The sequence below is a fragment of the Promicromonospora sp. MS192 genome, from assembly GCF_049532985.1.
In the GTDB taxonomy this organism is placed as follows: domain Bacteria; phylum Actinomycetota; class Actinomycetes; order Actinomycetales; family Cellulomonadaceae; genus Promicromonospora.
In genome coordinates this window covers 1,012,214-1,027,819 of record NZ_CP186693.1, presented here as the reverse complement: position 1 = coordinate 1,027,819, position 15,606 = coordinate 1,012,214, and the positions used below count along the sequence as shown (strand labels likewise).

The 15,606-nt window shown below is 69.4% G+C and carries 7 protein-coding genes and 1 pseudogene; 4 read left to right on the top strand and 4 right to left on the bottom strand.

Annotation, left to right across the window (positions count from 1 at the left end; genetic code table 11):
• Positions 1–35: 35 nt before the first annotated feature.
• Positions 36–491 (bottom strand): hypothetical protein, encoded by a 456-nt coding sequence (locus tag ACO229_RS04580; RefSeq protein ID WP_397413725.1) that lies wholly within the window; start codon positions 489–491, stop codon positions 36–38.
• A 154-nt stretch (positions 492–645) separates the two neighbouring features.
• Between ACO229_RS04580 and ACO229_RS04575 the strand changes: the two genes are divergently transcribed.
• The 3 genes from ACO229_RS04575 to ACO229_RS04565 all read left to right on the top strand — a co-directional run bounded on the left by ACO229_RS04575 (position 646) and on the right by ACO229_RS04565 (position 4,890).
• A complete protein-coding gene (locus ACO229_RS04575) occupies positions 646–3,123 on the top strand; it encodes a DNA topoisomerase (ATP-hydrolyzing) subunit A (RefSeq protein ID WP_397413727.1) in 2,478 nt (825 codons plus the stop codon).
• An 80-nt stretch (positions 3,124–3,203) separates the two neighbouring features.
• Complete coding sequence (locus tag ACO229_RS04570) at positions 3,204–3,584, top strand: YciI family protein (RefSeq protein WP_397413730.1); 381 nt, start codon at positions 3,204–3,206, stop codon at positions 3,582–3,584.
• 7 nt (positions 3,585–3,591) lie between these two features.
• A complete protein-coding gene (locus tag ACO229_RS04565) occupies positions 3,592–4,890 on the top strand; it encodes a DUF6596 domain-containing protein (protein WP_423463950.1) in 1,299 nt (432 codons plus the stop codon).
• Positions 4,891–5,296: 406 nt separating this feature from the next.
• Here ACO229_RS04565 and ACO229_RS04560 read toward each other — a convergent pair.
• Positions 5,297–5,512, bottom strand: a pseudogene (locus ACO229_RS04560) (hypothetical protein); the annotation flags it as partial.
• Here ACO229_RS04560 and ACO229_RS04555 point away from each other — a divergent pair.
• Positions 5,438–5,797 carry a hypothetical protein gene (locus ACO229_RS04555; RefSeq protein WP_423463949.1) on the top strand — a complete coding sequence of 120 codons (360 nt, stop codon included), beginning with the start codon at positions 5,438–5,440 and terminating at the stop codon, positions 5,795–5,797. The pseudogene ACO229_RS04560 and the gene ACO229_RS04555 overlap by 75 nt on opposite strands.
• Here ACO229_RS04555 and ACO229_RS04550 read toward each other — a convergent pair.
• The gene (locus tag ACO229_RS04550; RefSeq protein ID WP_423463948.1) at positions 5,794–6,270 is read right to left on the bottom strand and encodes a hypothetical protein; all 477 of its coding nucleotides are present in this window, start codon (positions 6,268–6,270) and stop codon (positions 5,794–5,796) included. The two genes, ACO229_RS04555 and ACO229_RS04550, sit on opposite strands and share 4 nt — an antisense overlap.
• A complete protein-coding gene (locus ACO229_RS04545; RefSeq protein WP_423463947.1) occupies positions 6,267–15,584 on the bottom strand; it encodes a polymorphic toxin-type HINT domain-containing protein in 9,318 nt (3,105 codons plus the stop codon). Before ACO229_RS04545 ends, ACO229_RS04550 begins: the two co-directional genes overlap by 4 nt.
• Positions 15,585–15,606 lie beyond the last annotated feature (22 nt).

The window sequence follows — 15,606 nt, the reverse complement described above, 5'->3', positions numbered from 1 at the left end:
CGACCGCCACCGACAGCCGGCCTCGGCGCACGAGGTCAGCGCACGAGCACCGTGCCCACGAGCAGCATGACCCCGAAGCCCACGAGCACCAGGCGCTGCCGGCGGCTCGGGCCGGAGGCCGTGAGGATGGCGGCGACCGCCGGGCCCACCGCGAGCAGCAGCCAGGCACCCAGCGCGGGCGCCACGTTGGCGGCGACGGCGGCGACCGCGACCACCACCAGCCCGTGCACCACGCCGAGCCCGGCCCGCATCGAGACCACGATGTGCAGCACGGCCGCGAGGATCGCCAGCCCGGCCCACACGGTGATGCCCTCCTCCAGACAACCCCACTCCTGCTGGGCGCACTGCCAGGCCTGCATCCACCACGTGATCAGGGCGCCGAGCACCAGGACGGGCACCACGCTGAGCCCGACGACGCCGTACGCGAGACCGACCCGTGCCAGCCAGCCCGGGACGGTGGCTGACCTGCTGACCAGCGGCAATTCGGGCATACCCAAATACTGCCAGGTGAGAGGCCCGATGTGCACACGCCCCGTGGTGAGTGCGGCGAGATCTGGTGTCGGTGTGTGACGGGCTGGAGTGTGGGTGGCGCGGGGTACCGTTTGCCTGTCCCGTCCGCCCCAGAGTGCAGGAGTCCCACGAACCATGGCGCGCAAGCCGTCGCAGCCGCTCGACGAGAGCGAGATCCACGAGAAGGTCGTGGACATCGACGTCGCCTCGGAGATGGAGACCTCGTTCCTCGAGTACGCCTACTCCGTCATCTACTCGCGCGCCCTCCCGGACGCGCGCGACGGCCTCAAGCCGGTGCAGCGCCGCATCCTCTACATGATGTCGGACATGGGCCTGCGGCCCGACCGCGCGCACGTGAAGTCCTCGCGCGTGGTCGGCGAGGTCATGGGAAAGCTGCACCCGCACGGTGACGCCCCCATCTACGACGCGCTGGTGCGCCTCGCGCAGGACTTCTCGCTGCGGCTGCCCCTCGTGGACGGGCACGGCAACTTCGGCTCGCTCGACGACGGCCCCGCCGCCCCCCGGTACACGGAGGCGCGGCTGGCGGCGCCGTCGATGGCGATGACCACGGGCCTGGACGAGAACGTCGTGGACTTCGTGCCGAACTACGACAACAAGCTCACCCAGCCGGAGGTGCTGCCGGCGGCGATCCCGAACCTGCTGGTCAACGGCGCCTCCGGCATCGCGGTCGGCATGGCGACGAACATGGCGCCGCACAACCTCGTCGAGGTCGTCTCCGCCGCGCAGCACCTGATCAAGAACCCTGAGGCCACCCTGGAGGACCTGCAGCGGTTCGTGCCGGGCCCGGACCTGCCCACGGGCGGCAAGATCGTCGGGCTGGAGGGCGTGCGCGACGCGTACCGCACCGGCCGTGGCACCTTCCGCACCCGGGCGACGGCCCGCATCGAGAACGTGACGCCGCGCCGCAAGGGCATCGTCGTCACCGAGCTGCCCTACCTCGTGGGCCCGGAGAAGGTGATCGAGAAGATCGCCGACGGCGTGAAGGCCAAGCGCATCCAGGGCGTCTCCAACGTGCAGGACCTCACCGACCGCACGCACGGGCTGCGCCTGGTCATCGAGGTCAAGACGGGCTTCGACCCGGACGCCGTGCTGGAGCAGCTCTACCGCGTGACGCCGCTGGAGGACTCCTTCGGCATCAACAACGTGGCCCTGGTCGACGGGCAGCCCCGCACGCTGGGCCTGGTCGAGATGCTGCGTGTGTGGGTGGACCACCGCATCCTGGTGGTCCGGCGCCGGTCGCAGCACCGCCTCGACAAGCGCCTGGAGCGCCTGCACCTGGTGGACGGCCTGCTCATCGCCATCGTCGACATCGACGAGGTCATCCAGGTGATCCGCTCGTCCGACGACGCCGCCATCGCGCGCGACCGCCTCCGCGAGATCTTCGACCTGTCCGAGCCGCAGGCCTCCTACATCCTCGACCTGCAGCTGCGCCGGCTGACCAAGTTCTCGCGCATCGAGCTGGAGAAGGAGGCCGAGGAGCTGCGCCGCGAGATCGCCGAGCTGGAGCAGATCCTCGGTGACGAGAAGCTGCTGCGCCGCCTGGTGAGCACCGAGATGGGCGAGGTGGCCAAGACGTACGGCACGCCGCGCCGCACGGTGCTGCTCGACGCCGCGGGCGGGTCGGTCGGGTCGGTGGCCGCCCCCGCGAGCAACGGGCGCAAGAAGACGGCCGAGCCCATCGACCTGCAGATCAAGGACCAGCCCACGCGTGTGGTGCTGTCGGCGACAGGTCTCCTGGCGCGGCTCCCGGACGACGTCCCGGTGCCGCGCGACGGCAACCGCGCCGCGCACGACGCCCTGCGGGGCGACGCGTCCGCGACGACGCGCGGGTTCGTGGGCCTGGTGACGTCGGCCGGCCGGATGCTCCGGATCTCCGTGCTCGACCTGCCGTCGCTCCCGCCCACCGACGGCGCGCCGTCGCTGTCGGGCGGCATCCCGGTCAGCGAGCTCGTGGAGCTGGAGCGCGGCGAGACGGTGCGGGCGGTGACGGGGCTCGGCGCCGACGCGCCGACCGTGGCGCTCGGCACGGCGCAGGGCGTCGTCAAGCGGATCGCGCCGTCCGACGCCCCGGCCAAGGGCGACGAGTGGCCCGTGATCGCACTCAAGGACGGCGACTCCGTGGTGGGCGCCGCCGTGGTTGCCGACGACGACGAGCTGGTCTTCGTGGCCAGCGACTCCTCGCTGCTGCACTTCCCGGCGTCCGCCGTCCGGCCGCAGGGCCGCGCCGCGGGCGGCATGGCGGGCATCAAGCTCGGCGAGGGCCAGCAGGTCGTGTTCTTCGGCGCGGTCCCGGCCGGCGTCGAGGCCAGCGTGGTGACGATCGCGGGCGCCGGCGACGCGCTCCCGGGGATCGAGCCGGGCGCGGGCAAGGTCACGCCGTTCGCCCTGTACCCGGGCAAGGGGCGCGCGACCGGTGGTGTGCGGTCGCAGCGTCTACTCAAGGGCGAGGACGGGCTCATCATGGCCTGGGTGGGTGCCACTCCCCCACGGGCGCTCGGCGCCGGCGGCCAGCCGGTCGACCTGCCCGAGGTGGACGAGCGTCGCGACGGGTCCGGCACGCCCATCTCGGTGCCGGTCGCGGTGATCGGCTGACCAGCTTTGTCGGGGGTGTCGATTCCTGCGTCGCTCGCACGTCCAAGGCGTGTCACCATCCTGCGAAAGAGGAGCTCGACATGACCGATACCTGGATCTTCCTGATCCGCGAGAACGACTGGGACTCGGACGCCTTCCTCCCGGAGAACCTCCAGGGGGCGGACCGCCGCGACGACCCCGACATGGCGGCGCATCAGCGTTTCGCCGAGGCGGTGGCCGAGCTCGGCGTGAAGATCACCGGGAGCGACGCCTTGCAGAACGCCAGGTACGGCGGCTGGGTGGTGCCCGGGAAGGACGGCGCCGAGCCCGTCTACACGGACGCGCCGTTCACGGACACCAACGAGGTGATCACCGGCTTCTACGAGGTCGAGTGCGACGAGGCCACGGCGCGCAAGATCGCGGCCCTCGTCCCGAGCGGGAACGTGGTCGAGTGGCGCAAGGTCATGCGCTTCGGCTCCTGACCCTCCCGTGGCGATCGATCCCGCGGCGTTCCGCACCGCCTGGCCCCAGGTGGTGCGGTCGCTCGCGGTGACCACCCGCAGCCTGGACCACGGCGAGGAGTACGCCGCGGAGGCGTTCGCCCGCGCGGCGGCCCAGCCCGACGGCACCATCACCGACCTCGTCGGCTGGTGCGTCCAGGTGGGCCGCCGGTCCTGGCTCGACGCCGTGCGCCACCAGGCGGTGTTCACCCGGATCCAGCCCCAGCTCGCCAGGCCGGAGGTGGCCCCCGTGCACGTGCCCCCGGAACCAGGCTCCGAGCTCGACGACCGCCTGGCCCTGCTCTTCGTCGCCTGCGACGACGCGATCGCACCGGGCGCCCAGCTGGTCCTGGCGATGCGTGTGGTCTGCGGCCTCACGATCCAGCAGATCGCCGGCCACCTCGGCATCGCCGAGGCCACGGCGGCGGCCCGCCTCACACGCGCCAAGGCGGCGCTGGCCCGAGCTCGCGGCGAGTTCGCGGTGCCCGAAGGCGCGGCGCGGGACGCCCGGCTGCCGATCGTGCTCGCGTGCGTGGCCGGCCTGTTCACCGTGGGCCAGCGCTTCGAGCTGGAACCCGCGGACGCGACGCAGGACCCGGCTCGGGACGCGCTGACGCTCGCCGAGGCGCTGGTGGCTCAGTACCCGGCCGACCCCGAGGTACTGGGACTGCGAGCGGTGTGCCGGCTCGGGCTGGCGCGACGCCCGGGGCGGGTGCGGGACGGTGTGGCACTGCCGCTGGACGAGGTGGACCGGGGCCTGTGGGACCGGCGATTGCTGGTGGCGGGGCTGGACGATGCCTCGGCGGCAGTTTCTCGGACGCCGGGGAGGCCGGGACGGTTCACGCTGGAGGCTGCTATTTCCGGCGTGCATGCGACGGCGCGGTCGGCGGAGGAGACGGACTGGGGTCGGCTGGTGCAGCTGTATGACGGGCTGGTGGAGGTGTGGGCTTCGCCTGCTGTGCGGGTGGCGAGGTTGGTGGTGTTGGGGCGGGCCGCGCTGGTCCGATCAGGCCGTTCGGATGCGGCAGTCCCCGGCCTGACCCCGCAGGCCGGGGCGCCCGACTCGTCGACACCGGGCGGTGTTCCCGGCCTCGACCAGGTCGAACGTGAGCTGGAGGACCTGGTCGCGCACGGCCCGCCGTACGCCGCCCGCGACGCGAGCCTTGCCCTGGCCGACCTCGCCCTACGGGCGGGCGGGACCGAGGAGGCTGCGGGGCGGTACCGGGAGTTGCTGGAGGTGGTGCCGGAGGGGCCGTTGCAGAAGTTCTGCCGACGCTACGCAAGATGATAGCGGTGCGGCTCAGAAAGGGTTCCACTCTGACGACATAGCGGCTGGAGCCAGCGGTGCGCGAATTCCACACCCCTGCCTGAACAACGGCGTGTAGTTAGTTGGCCACCGACGCCGTGATCGACCCCGTGTTGCGCACTAACACGGCGGGTGGCCCGTGCGGATTAGTGATCCGAAATCGTCTTGCAGGCGCGAAGAAACCTGCAATAAGCGCGAGAACCGTGGCGCAGACCGGACGTGAAACACACGCCCGCCGAGCGGTGGAGAGTCCATCTAAATGGTCGGTCAGATCGCGGTAAGCACCAGTGCTGCTGATCCCGATTAGAAGCATGTCGGAAACACGATGCGTTGACGCCAGGCCGACGCAAGGGACGCCGTCAACCAACCCACCGTCACACAGCACGCCTCATGCGGTAACTCTCACTCCGGCCATTCCTCGACGTCGATCCCAACCGCCCGAAATTCGGCAACTACATCTGCCCCCTGTAGCGTCCGAGAGATGCATCAGCGAAGCAGCACGTGTCAATGTATTGACAAGGAGCCGATGGTGATCAAGCGCAAGTTCCAACCGCTCGGCGTTGTCGATAACCACCACGTACCGATCTGCGCGAAGCCAACTGAGGTCGACGAGGCAGTCGAAAAGAGCATCCCAATTCCAGCCAAAATAAGCCGGGAAACGGAACTACGAGTTGAACGCCTCGACGACCTCATACTCCTCTGTGAAATTCACAGCGGCGAGGACGGCGGCAACAGTAACGCCCGAACGCAGTATCTGTCGGAAGGCGTGCGCATACCGGGCATCGCGCACCAACTTGAATGTCCGACTAATGCCGACCACGGCTACCTCGACTTCGGATTGCCACTCGCCCAAGCCCACAAAGGCCGTCAAGACACTCATCTGCCCTAATTGACAGAGCGAACCCAACTGCGCAGCACGGCCTCCTCCTGCCCCGCCGCAGATTCGGGACCGCAGAGTCTTCCGAGTTCCCGGAAGAAGTGGGCCCCAGCACGGGCGACGGTCTCAAAAAGTTCATCTCTCGGCGCCACGGCCGTCCGATGGATCGACTTGTCCGATGTAGTGACCGTCAGCAACAGGTTCCCGCCCCACGGCGCCGCCTCGACGATGATCGCAATCGGCTGGTCAGGGAAATACCGCTTGCCGGAGCCGGAATGCCGGAACTCGTCGAGCGCCTGAATCACCAGTGGCCAAAGCCAGTTGACGTCATCCCAGAGGTCCAGGCCCAGCAATTCGACACCGTCGACCTTCAAGCTGATCGCGCCGGGAACGTAGTCACAGTCGCCGTCGTGGTGTGACGCTTGTGCGATCGCTCGGAACTCGCCGTCAGCTCTTACGTAACTGGTCGCCTCTACGCGACTCATGGCAACGTCCCCGGGTAAAACTGGCCGATCCGGCCTCGGGAGACACCGAGGACATAGTCGACGCCGTTCACGCTTCCCTGAACCTGTCCGCTGCCTGCGCCAATCTGCGCCATCTGCTCCCTGTTCTGCCGGGCGACGTCTCCGATCGCCGCCTGGACGTCATCGATCGACATCGACTCGTCGAAGAAGGACTGCTTTCCCTTCACTGATCCATCCCAGTACGCCGGGTGGTGCCGCTCCAGCACGTGCGTGAGGCCGCTCTTGTCAAGCTGGAACGTCGAGCTGCCGAACTGGAACCGCTGACTCTGCCAGTTCCTCAGCGCCAACAAGCACGCGTTGTGGACCAGGATCGCCTGCTCGCCCACATGATAGGTGTGGATGCCGTCGACTTCGAGGTTGTAGGCCATCGCCAACCGCGACGTGCTGTCGCGCAGTCCGTCGACAGGCAGTGTGCGACCGTCAGCGGTCAAGACCTCCTCGCCGGCAACGAGCTCGTCGGCGCGCTCGAACCGGTGACCCGAGTCCAACCAGAACCGATGGTCCTCCGTCGTGCCCAGCACGGTCCCATCGTCGAGCTCGAGGTTGGCGATCGTGTCCTCGTGCACGAAAACATGTGTGACCTTTCGGGCACCTTGTTCCCCGGAATCAGGATCAGTGGCGATGACCTCATCACCAGCTTCAACCTCCCTGATTGGCTTCTTGGAGCCGTCGCCCATCAGAACTAGGGTCGAGCCCTCGAACGAACACGCGCGTGCCGCAGTCCGCATTGACGCGCTCGCGGCATCCCGCGCGGCTGCACGCGCCGCACCAGACGCGACCTGGCTTGCACCCTTGCCAGCAGGTACGACCGCCAATGGAAGGCTCGCGACGAACGTCTCGCCGCTCGTTGGAAGCGCCATCTCAGCAATCGCTGCCTGCTGATCCTCCAGGCTTCCATAGAGCAGTGCTTTTTCCCACTTCTGTGCAAGGGAGACATCACAGTCAATCGCATCCCACGGCAGAGGGCTGACGCAGTTCCACTTCTCACGAAGCGTGGTGCTGGGGTCGTACGTCGTGTTCGGCACGTACTTGGGCACAGGCCAGCTCTCCGTGCCCAGAGCAATCGCGATGAGTTCTGCCACGTCTTGCGGCGCAAGATCAAGACCGCCGTTGCCATTGCCACCAACGCCATCACCAAAGGACCCGCCACCCCCGCTGCCTCCGCTGGTGGACTCTTCTCCGGGATCCTCGTATCCGTTGTCACAGCCGCAGCCGCCACCGCTGCCGGGGTCCAGCGTGTAACCGGTGTAGGCCAACCCAGTGGGGTCCGTGTACGTGACCGGACTGTTGTTCGCATACGCGTACCCGTTCCACTGCTGCGGATCCGCCAGATCCATCACCGGATCAACAGTCAGGAACCGCCCCTGCGTCTCCCCGTACCACCGAGCCCCGATCAACGTCAGCCCAGACTCCACATCCCGCGTCTTGCCCAGGAACACCCTGTCGGTCGGCATCGCCCGACCACCGCGCACCTGTCCGAACGGCAGCGTGTAGTGCTTGGCCACCGACGTCGTCGTCCACCTGGTGTTGTGCACGGAAGCGACCGGCGTACCGTGCGGATCGGTGATCAGCGACGTCACCGCACCCAACCCGTTGCCGTCGCGCGTCGCGATAGCCTGCCCAGCGAACGAGTAGTACCGCTGCGCCGTGACCGTGCTGGTCCCGGGATGCCACGTGATCTCCTGGCCACCGGCCAGGTACACCGTCACGCTCTCGTCGCCGGAGATCGCGGTGTCCGGCTCGGAGGTCCGGATCAGCCGCTCGCCGTCGCCGCCCCAGATGTTCGAGGTCCGGCTGGTCCGCGCGGCACCCGGCGTGACGACACCGGTGTCCGGGTCCTCCACGTCCGTGGTCGAGGTGGCCTGGGCCCTGGTCAGCTCGCTCTCCGGATCCCACGTGAGAGTCTGCTGGGTGCGTGTCAGCCCCTCGGTGGTGTCCCACCCGGTGGTCCGGCCGGCGTCGTCGTAGGTGTACGTCGTCGTCGCGCGCTCGTTGGTGCCCGTCGTGGTGGTCGAGGCCACCGCGTGCGGGCCGACGTCGCCTGTGTCGGTCAGGTCACCGTCACCGTTGGCGTCGCGGCCGTAGTCGTACCCGGTGCTCTGCACGACGGCGGAGCCACGTGCAGTCGACGCGTTGCCCAGGACCAGCCGCTCGGAGATCCGGTTCCCGAGCTCGTCGTGCTGCCAGGAGGCCCAGTAGGGAGCCGCCCCACCGAGTGCGGTGGCGCCCGACTTCACGGACGGAAGCACACCGCACCTACCGTCGGCCGGGGTCCACGCCTCGCTCAGCCGTCGTAGGGCGTCGTAGCGGAAGCACTGCTTGTCGGTGGCACGGCCCACCGCCGTCGGGTCATCCGTGATGCTGGTGATGTTCCCGGCCTGGTCGTAGGTGTACCGCAGGTCGAGCTCGGTACCGCCGATGCGTTCGCGGTCGAGCCGGAGGTTGGTGAGGCGGTTGGTGCCCTCCTCCCACAGGTACGACACCACGGTGCCATAGGTGTTGCCGAGGTCGAGGAAGCCCTGGCGGCCCCAGGCGTCACGCCGCGAGTCGGCGACGTAGGTGCCCCAGCCGAACCCGCCACCCATCCACTCCGGCAATGACGCGGCGTCGTAGTGGGTGGTGACCTCCTCGCGGTTGAGCACGCTCGTACCGTTCGGGCCGGTCACCGCGGGCAACGTCTGCGTCGCGACCTGGCCGTCAGCGGTGTAGGTCCAGCTGGTGGTCCACGACTTGGCCGACAGGTGACCGAGTGCGGTGTCCGTCGGCAAGGTGGTTTCACTGCCGGTGGGCAGATACGCACCCGCCTTGACCGTGTACCCGGTCGCCGCAGTGGTGTAGGCCTTGCCACTGATGGTCCGGACCGTTGCGGTCAGCTGCCCCTTCACGGCCGTCTTGTCGGCGTCGACGGCAGTGTGAAGGCGGTCGTAGAACCACGTGACCGTACCCGTGCCGCCGGTCTGGGAGACCTTGCGGCCGAGGTTGTCGTAGCCGTACGTCAGCGTCTGACCGGCGCCGTTGGTCGTGGACGTGACCTGCCCGGCCGCGTCGTACTTCGTGGACGTCGCGCCTGCGTCCGGGTCGACAGCAGCGGTCTGCCGTCCGTGCCGGTCGTACGCGTAGGTCCACTCGTTGGCGTCCGGATCTGTCACGACCGTAAGGAGACCGGCAGCGTTGTAGGTGTACGTCGTGCCCTGGTACTCCAGGTCCTCGACCTCTGCCGGAGTGTCGGCCGCGGCGTTCTTGCGCGGGTCTCGCAGATACTCACGCAGCTCGATCGTGCGTCCCTTGGCGTCGTTGATCGTGCGGGTCGGGGTCGCGCCGTCGGGCGGTACCACCGTGGTGAGGTGGGCGTTGTACGCCGTCGTCGTCCGCCACCGCAGGTACTCGGGGTTGGTGGGGTTGCCGATGTAGAACCGCTCGGACGTCGCCCGCCCTGCGCCGTCGTAGGTGACCTGCGTGTACGACGGCGCCTGGTGGGCACCGTTGCGGGCCGTGACCAGCCCCATCGCAGGGCTGCCAGGAGCGACCATGCCGCCCGAGGTCTGCCACGCGCGCCCAGCAGTGTCGTAGAGGGTGGAGACCACGACCCGGGCCACGTCGGCGCCTGTGTGGTGTCCGTCCAACGACTCGGTCTGCGTCTGGATCTGCCGGAGCAGACCGTCGAAGATCCCGGTCGAGGCGTGTCGGCGCGATCCGTCCGCGCCGAGGGTCGACGTCTTGACGGCGTTCACGCCGGAACGCGACACGACGTAGTCGTAGCTGACGGACGAGGACTGGCCACCGGCCTTGCTCCGGTCGGGGAACCAGACCGCCTTGCTGCGTCCGAGGGCGTCGTAGGTCGCCGTGGTCACCTTGCCCGCGGCGTCGGTGCTGGTGACGATCTGTCCGGTGAACGGCGAGAGCTCGGTACGCACCTGGTGCGAGCTGAGGTCGTACCCGTCGGCGTTTCCGTCCCCAGCACCATCAGGGTCCGCGCTGGTGGTCGTCGTCGCGGTGACGATTCCGCCCGACTCGATATACGCAGTTCCGGTCGTCCGCCCGAGCGGATCGGTCACGGCGGTCACCCGCCCCTTGCTGTCGTACGCCGTGGTCGTGGCACCACTCTCCGGAAATGCCCAGCCCGCGCCTCGGTCGGCGGCCAGGGGTGTGACCGTCGTCGGCCGCCCTCGTACCGGTGCGGTGTTCCATGCCTGCCCGTCATAGCTGGTTCGGGACGCAGAGATCACTGTTGCCGCTTCCGGGGTGCCGTCAGCAGGACACGCTCCCTTGACCATGACGGTCTCGACCTGGACGAGGAGGTTGCTCGCACCGCTCAGGTACCGGTTACGGGTGCACGTGTCGTCCGAGCCCATCGGCGCACCGCTGATGGTGGTGTCCTCTGTTCCGGCCTGACCACGGTCGTCGGAGGTGACGACCTCTCCCTTGTCCCCATAGGTCGTGATCACGTGCGTCTTGTACGCCAGGTTGCCGGCGTTCGTGAACGTACCGCTCCAGACGTCGGCCGATGCGACCTGGCCGGCGACGATCGGCTGCTCCCCCGGCGCCGGTGTGTACCGCCCGGTCTCACGAACGGTGGGCAGGCTCGCCTTCTTGGACAGGACGTTCTGGCCGGCCTGGTCGGAATAGGTCGTCGTGACCAGCGGCGTACCCGCCAGGAGCTCGTGGTCGGTCACGGTGTCGCTGGTCAGGCTGCCGTCGACGGACTCCACCACCCCGTCGACTCCACGGAGGTACCGCGTCGTCGTCACCTGCCGGTCGGCGCCGGTGCCCAGTGTCGATGTGACCGTCTCGTAGCCGCGGAACACGCTGTACGTGCGGTACTTCTTCGCCACCAGGGCGTCGTCCACCTTGGTCCAGGCCGCGCCGCCCGCGTAGTCGTACGACGTGGTCACGTCTGGGGAGAACCCGGCCGCTCCTTGCGGTGAGGCGGACTGGACGACGGTGTCGACCAGGTAGGTGTGCACGTAGTCCACCCGCGGGTTCTCGACCCCGGACGGGTGCCACTTGACCGCCTGGCAGGCCAGCGTGTGCTCGCCCTGGCTGCCGGGTACCTTGACGGTGCCGTCGGCGGTCCGGGGAATGTTGCTCCCCGTGCACTCCCGGTCGCGGTACGTGATGTGCAGCCCGCCACCGGTCTCGGTCGTGACGCTGGTGAGGCGCACCTGCTTCATCGCGGGGTACCCGTCCGTGGCGGTGTCGTTCACCCGGCCGGGGAACTGCTCACCGACGAAGGTCACCTTGGGGGCCGTGATGTCGTCGCCCACGAGCCCCGGCGCGCCGGCCACCGCGTGCCCCGTGTGCTGGATGGAACGCAGCCACAGGACACGCCCGGTGCCGTCGCCCGGGTCACGCCAGCCGTGCTCCAAGGACCAGGTCGAGACCTTGGCCAGGGTCCCTGTCGCGGGGTTGCGCACATGCGCCGTGATGCTGGTCAGGCGCTTGGTGGAGTAGAACACCGGCGACTGCACGAACTGGCACGACGTGGTCGAGGTGCAGCGCAGGTCGGTCGGCGTGTCGTGCCACCGGCTCGCCGTCGACTTGGTCCACGTGTCCGGGCACGGGTTGGCCGCTGTCCCGAGGCAACGTTCGGCGGTGTGGAACTCGACACGGTACGGCGGTGCGCTCTCGGTGGACGCCGTGGTTCCGTACTCGATCCAGTCCAGGGTGCCTCCGCGGACGTACTGCGACGTGTCGCCGGTGTTGGCGTTGGAGCCGTACCGGTTCGTCTCGGTCGCATACCCGTAGGTCATCGTGTTGTCGGAGGTGTCGACCACGTGGTCGAGCATCCACCGCCAGCCCAGCGTCACCTGGGAGTCCTTGAAGGCACTCGCGTGGCCCGGTTCACCGGCGTGGTTGCCGTAGACCGGCACCGTCCAGCGGCTCTTCTGCCCGTTCGCCTGACGGCCGAAGTCGTACACGGTCCCGTCGGTGGTCGACACCCGCCACCACTCCCCGGCCGTGCGAGGGCCGTACTGAGCCACGACGGTGCCGTCGTCGGCCTTCGGACGCCACTCCACCTCGGAGGTGGCGGCGACGTCGTCCTTGACGAGCTCGGTCGAGCTGCCGTTGAACACCAGGTACGCGTTGTCGGTGTCCCAGCACAGGTCACCGGTCTTGCGACTGGTGTTGTTCGGGTCGGCACCGCTGACCGGGTCCGTGTCCTGGGTGCAGGTGGTGTACTTGCGCTCCACGAAACCGGAGCTCAGGTCCCAGCCCGCGCCGATCCACGAGGACTGGTTGTTCGCGCCGGAGATGCGCCCGTCGAGCGCGGACGAGGAGTAGCCCAGCGTGAGCTTGGGCGCCGGCCCGGTGCCCGGCGTCGGCACGCCGACCGGGTACGACCAGCCCAGCGAGCCCGTCGCCCCTGAGACCGTCCAGGACGACGACGCGGACAGGGGCGTGGCCTTCCAGTCACCTGCTGCAGAGGCGGAACGCGCGGTGACCGCGAACTTGTCACCCGATCCGGCCTGTGTGGTGGTCCCGGCCAGCGCCCGGACGGTGGTCCGGGCAGCGCGCACCGTGGCCCGGGCCTCGTCGAGCTCGTCCTGCGCTTCCGCGGCAGCTTCTTCGGCTTCCGCGACCACCGTGGCGTCGTCGGCGCGTGCTTCCTCGTGCGGCGTGCCGCCGTCCTGCTCCGCGGACACCGAGGCCGACGGCGACATCGACGGAGTCGGAGAAGCGGAGGGCTGCGCGACATCTTCGTTCTCAGCGGCCTGGAGCGTGGCCAGGGCCTCGTCGGCGTCGCGCACGGCCGTCCTGGCCTCGTCGGTGGCGTCGTTCGCGGCCTCGAGCTCGGTCGCGGCCTGCTCGGCTGCGGCGGCCGTGGCGGCCGTCGCGATCTGCAGGGTTCCGGTGATCGTGCCGGCGTCGGTGTCGTTGAGCACGCCGTCGACCTCGACCGGCTGGCACTCCTCCGCCTCGGGCGTGGTCGAGGCGCACGCAGGGATGCGGACGAGACCGAGGCGGGATCCCCAGTCCGCTCCCCCGCCCAGGTCGGCGAACTCGCCGTAGTCCACCTGGACCTGCAGGCTCGTGGTGGCCGGCTCGTCCTCGACAGCCGCTGCGGCCGCCGACCGCACCTGCTGGGCCGAGGTGGTCGACACGTCGGTGACGTCGAGCAGCACGCCGGTCAGACCCAGCGCGTCCGCCTCCGCCTGGTCGGCGACCTCCAGATCGACCTGATCGGGCGAGGTGACGCCGGCCGCCGCACCGATCGACAGGTCCAGACCGCCCAGACCGTCGACCGGCGTCAGGGTCTCAGGCACGGGCGCGGTCGTGGCGGCGGCGTCGGGCGCCGCGGCCTGCGGCGTCGGATCCGGCTCGACGGACGGTTCGGGTGAGGGCGTCGGCGACACGGGGTCGACCGGTTCGGGCGACGGGACGACCTCGACGTCGTCGGTGGCGTCGGCGCGGTTGTCCTGGCGTGCCTTCAGATCGGCGCCCTCACCGGTCGCGGTCTCGCCCGCAGGCACGTACTGCACCGTGAGGGTGGCATCCGGCCCGTACGTCTTCCAGCCCGCGGCCATGCTGACCTCGTCGGTGGCCTTGAGTCCGAGGGTCAGCACTCCCGCGTCTGTGCTCGCCAGGTACTTCGCGGCCGTCAGCACGTTCAGACTGATCGTGCGGGGCAGTGCGCTCGTGCACCCGTCCTTGTGCGCGACGGTCGTAGTGGTGATCCGCTCGCCGGGATCGGTGTCGCCTGTCCACCGCTCGTCCAGGTCCTCGAACGTCGAGGTGGGACCGAACTGACCGATACGCCACGCCTCTAGGCCCGTCGGCGTACAGGATGCCGAGTCGACTCCGGTGACCTTCAGCGACGCGGCGCTGACCTGATCGGCGTCGGTCAGGCCGACCTCGTCCAGGCCGGTGAACTGCCAGGCCAGACGAGAGGCACCGGACGTCTCGCCGCACGCGGTGTTCGTCGCGCTGTCGCAGTAGCCGACAGGCGCCGGGCTCTCGAACATGTACCCCGCCACGGTGGCGAGCTCCGGATCGATCGGCTCGCCCGCCCGCACCGCGATCCGCTCGACGGCCGCGGTCGGGGTGCCCGGCGTGATCATGAGCGGATACGCCACCGCATCCATCTCAGAGGTGTCCGCGTCGACGACCAGGGCAGAGCTGGTAGGTCCTTCCGCGGCACCGAACCCGGTCGAGGTCACCGCGGTACCCCCGACGGTCAACGCTCCCGCCGAGCCGGCGGCTTCAGTCGTCCCGAACCCACCGGCGGACGAGTCGCTCTGACCGTCGGTCGTCGTCGCGGGATCGACGACCGGTGACAGGGTCGCGGCCAGGCGCTCCCGCTGGTCGCCCAGCAGCGGGCCGTCCAGCCGTTCCTCCGGGTCGTCCAGCGCGGAGGCATCGACGCCGGTGACCTGTTCCCACTCACCGACCGTCATGACATCCGGGCGCGCAAGGCCGGACAGCTCGCCGCCGGGGGCACCGGCGGTGGAGTCAGGGGCGCCGACGACGTCGGCGGCAGAAGTGTCCCAGGCGGCGGGTGCCGCCAGGGAGAGCAGTCGCTGCCCGAACGGGTCGGAGACCACGAAGCCACCGTCACCGGCGGCCAGGACAGTCAGCCCTGGTGACGTGGTCACGTCGAACCTCAGCGCATCGAGGTCCAGTTCCCTCGCCGCCCGTTGGGCGGCCGCGGCGTCGGCGATACGCAGCGTCGGGACGAAACCCGTGCCGTCCTCGGTGATCGTGACCACCAGATCGACACCCTTGCCGGCGACGTCGGCATAGGTCAGGCGGTCACCGTCGATGCTCGGCACGGGAAGGTCGAACGGCGCGTCGTAGACCAGCTCGTAGCGGCCCTTCATGAGCACCCGAGCCAGCGGCTGGGCCGGGGTGGAGCCGTCGGAGAAGGACATGTGGTAGACGCCCGCGGCGACCTCGACTCGCCCGTCGTCAGGAGCGCCGTCCACGACCTTCGTGTTCAAGGACGTCCAGTCACCGGAGAGTCCTCCGGTCACCGCCGACGCCGGGGCGCGCTGCGCCCGCGTGCTCGTCTCCACGACGACCGAGCCGTCGTCGTGAGCGACCGTGGTCGACCACGGGGTCGTCTTGCCGACGACCCGCACGTCGATGTCGCACTCCTGAGCGATCTCCAGCGCATCGCTCAGCTCCTCCGCCTGGAACTCACAGTTCAGCGATCTGGGTGGTGCCGCGATCGCGGTACCCGTCCCCAGCACCACGGCCGTCCCCGCGGCGACGATCGAGACCGCCACCCGGCGCACCCGCGCACCCGTTACCAACCGCACAATGCTCCTCGTCATGGCCGCCGCCGTCGTTCCGCTC

Bases quoted from the DNA above. Each gene is read 5' to 3' on its own strand.
- ACO229_RS04570 (WP_397413730.1), top strand. From the start codon at position 3,204: ATGACCGATACCTGGATCTTCCTGATCCGCGAGAACGACTGGGACTCG.
- ACO229_RS04550 (WP_423463948.1), bottom strand. From the start codon at position 6,270: ATGAGTCGCGTAGAGGCGACCAGTTACGTAAGAGCTGACGGCGAGTTC.
- ACO229_RS04575 (WP_397413727.1), top strand. From the start codon at position 646: ATGGCGCGCAAGCCGTCGCAGCCGCTCGACGAGAGCGAGATCCACGAG.
- ACO229_RS04580 (WP_397413725.1), bottom strand. From the start codon at position 491: ATGCCCGAATTGCCGCTGGTCAGCAGGTCAGCCACCGTCCCGGGCTGG.
- ACO229_RS04545 (WP_423463947.1), bottom strand. From the start codon at position 15,584: ATGACGAGGAGCATTGTGCGGTTGGTAACGGGTGCGCGGGTGCGCCGG.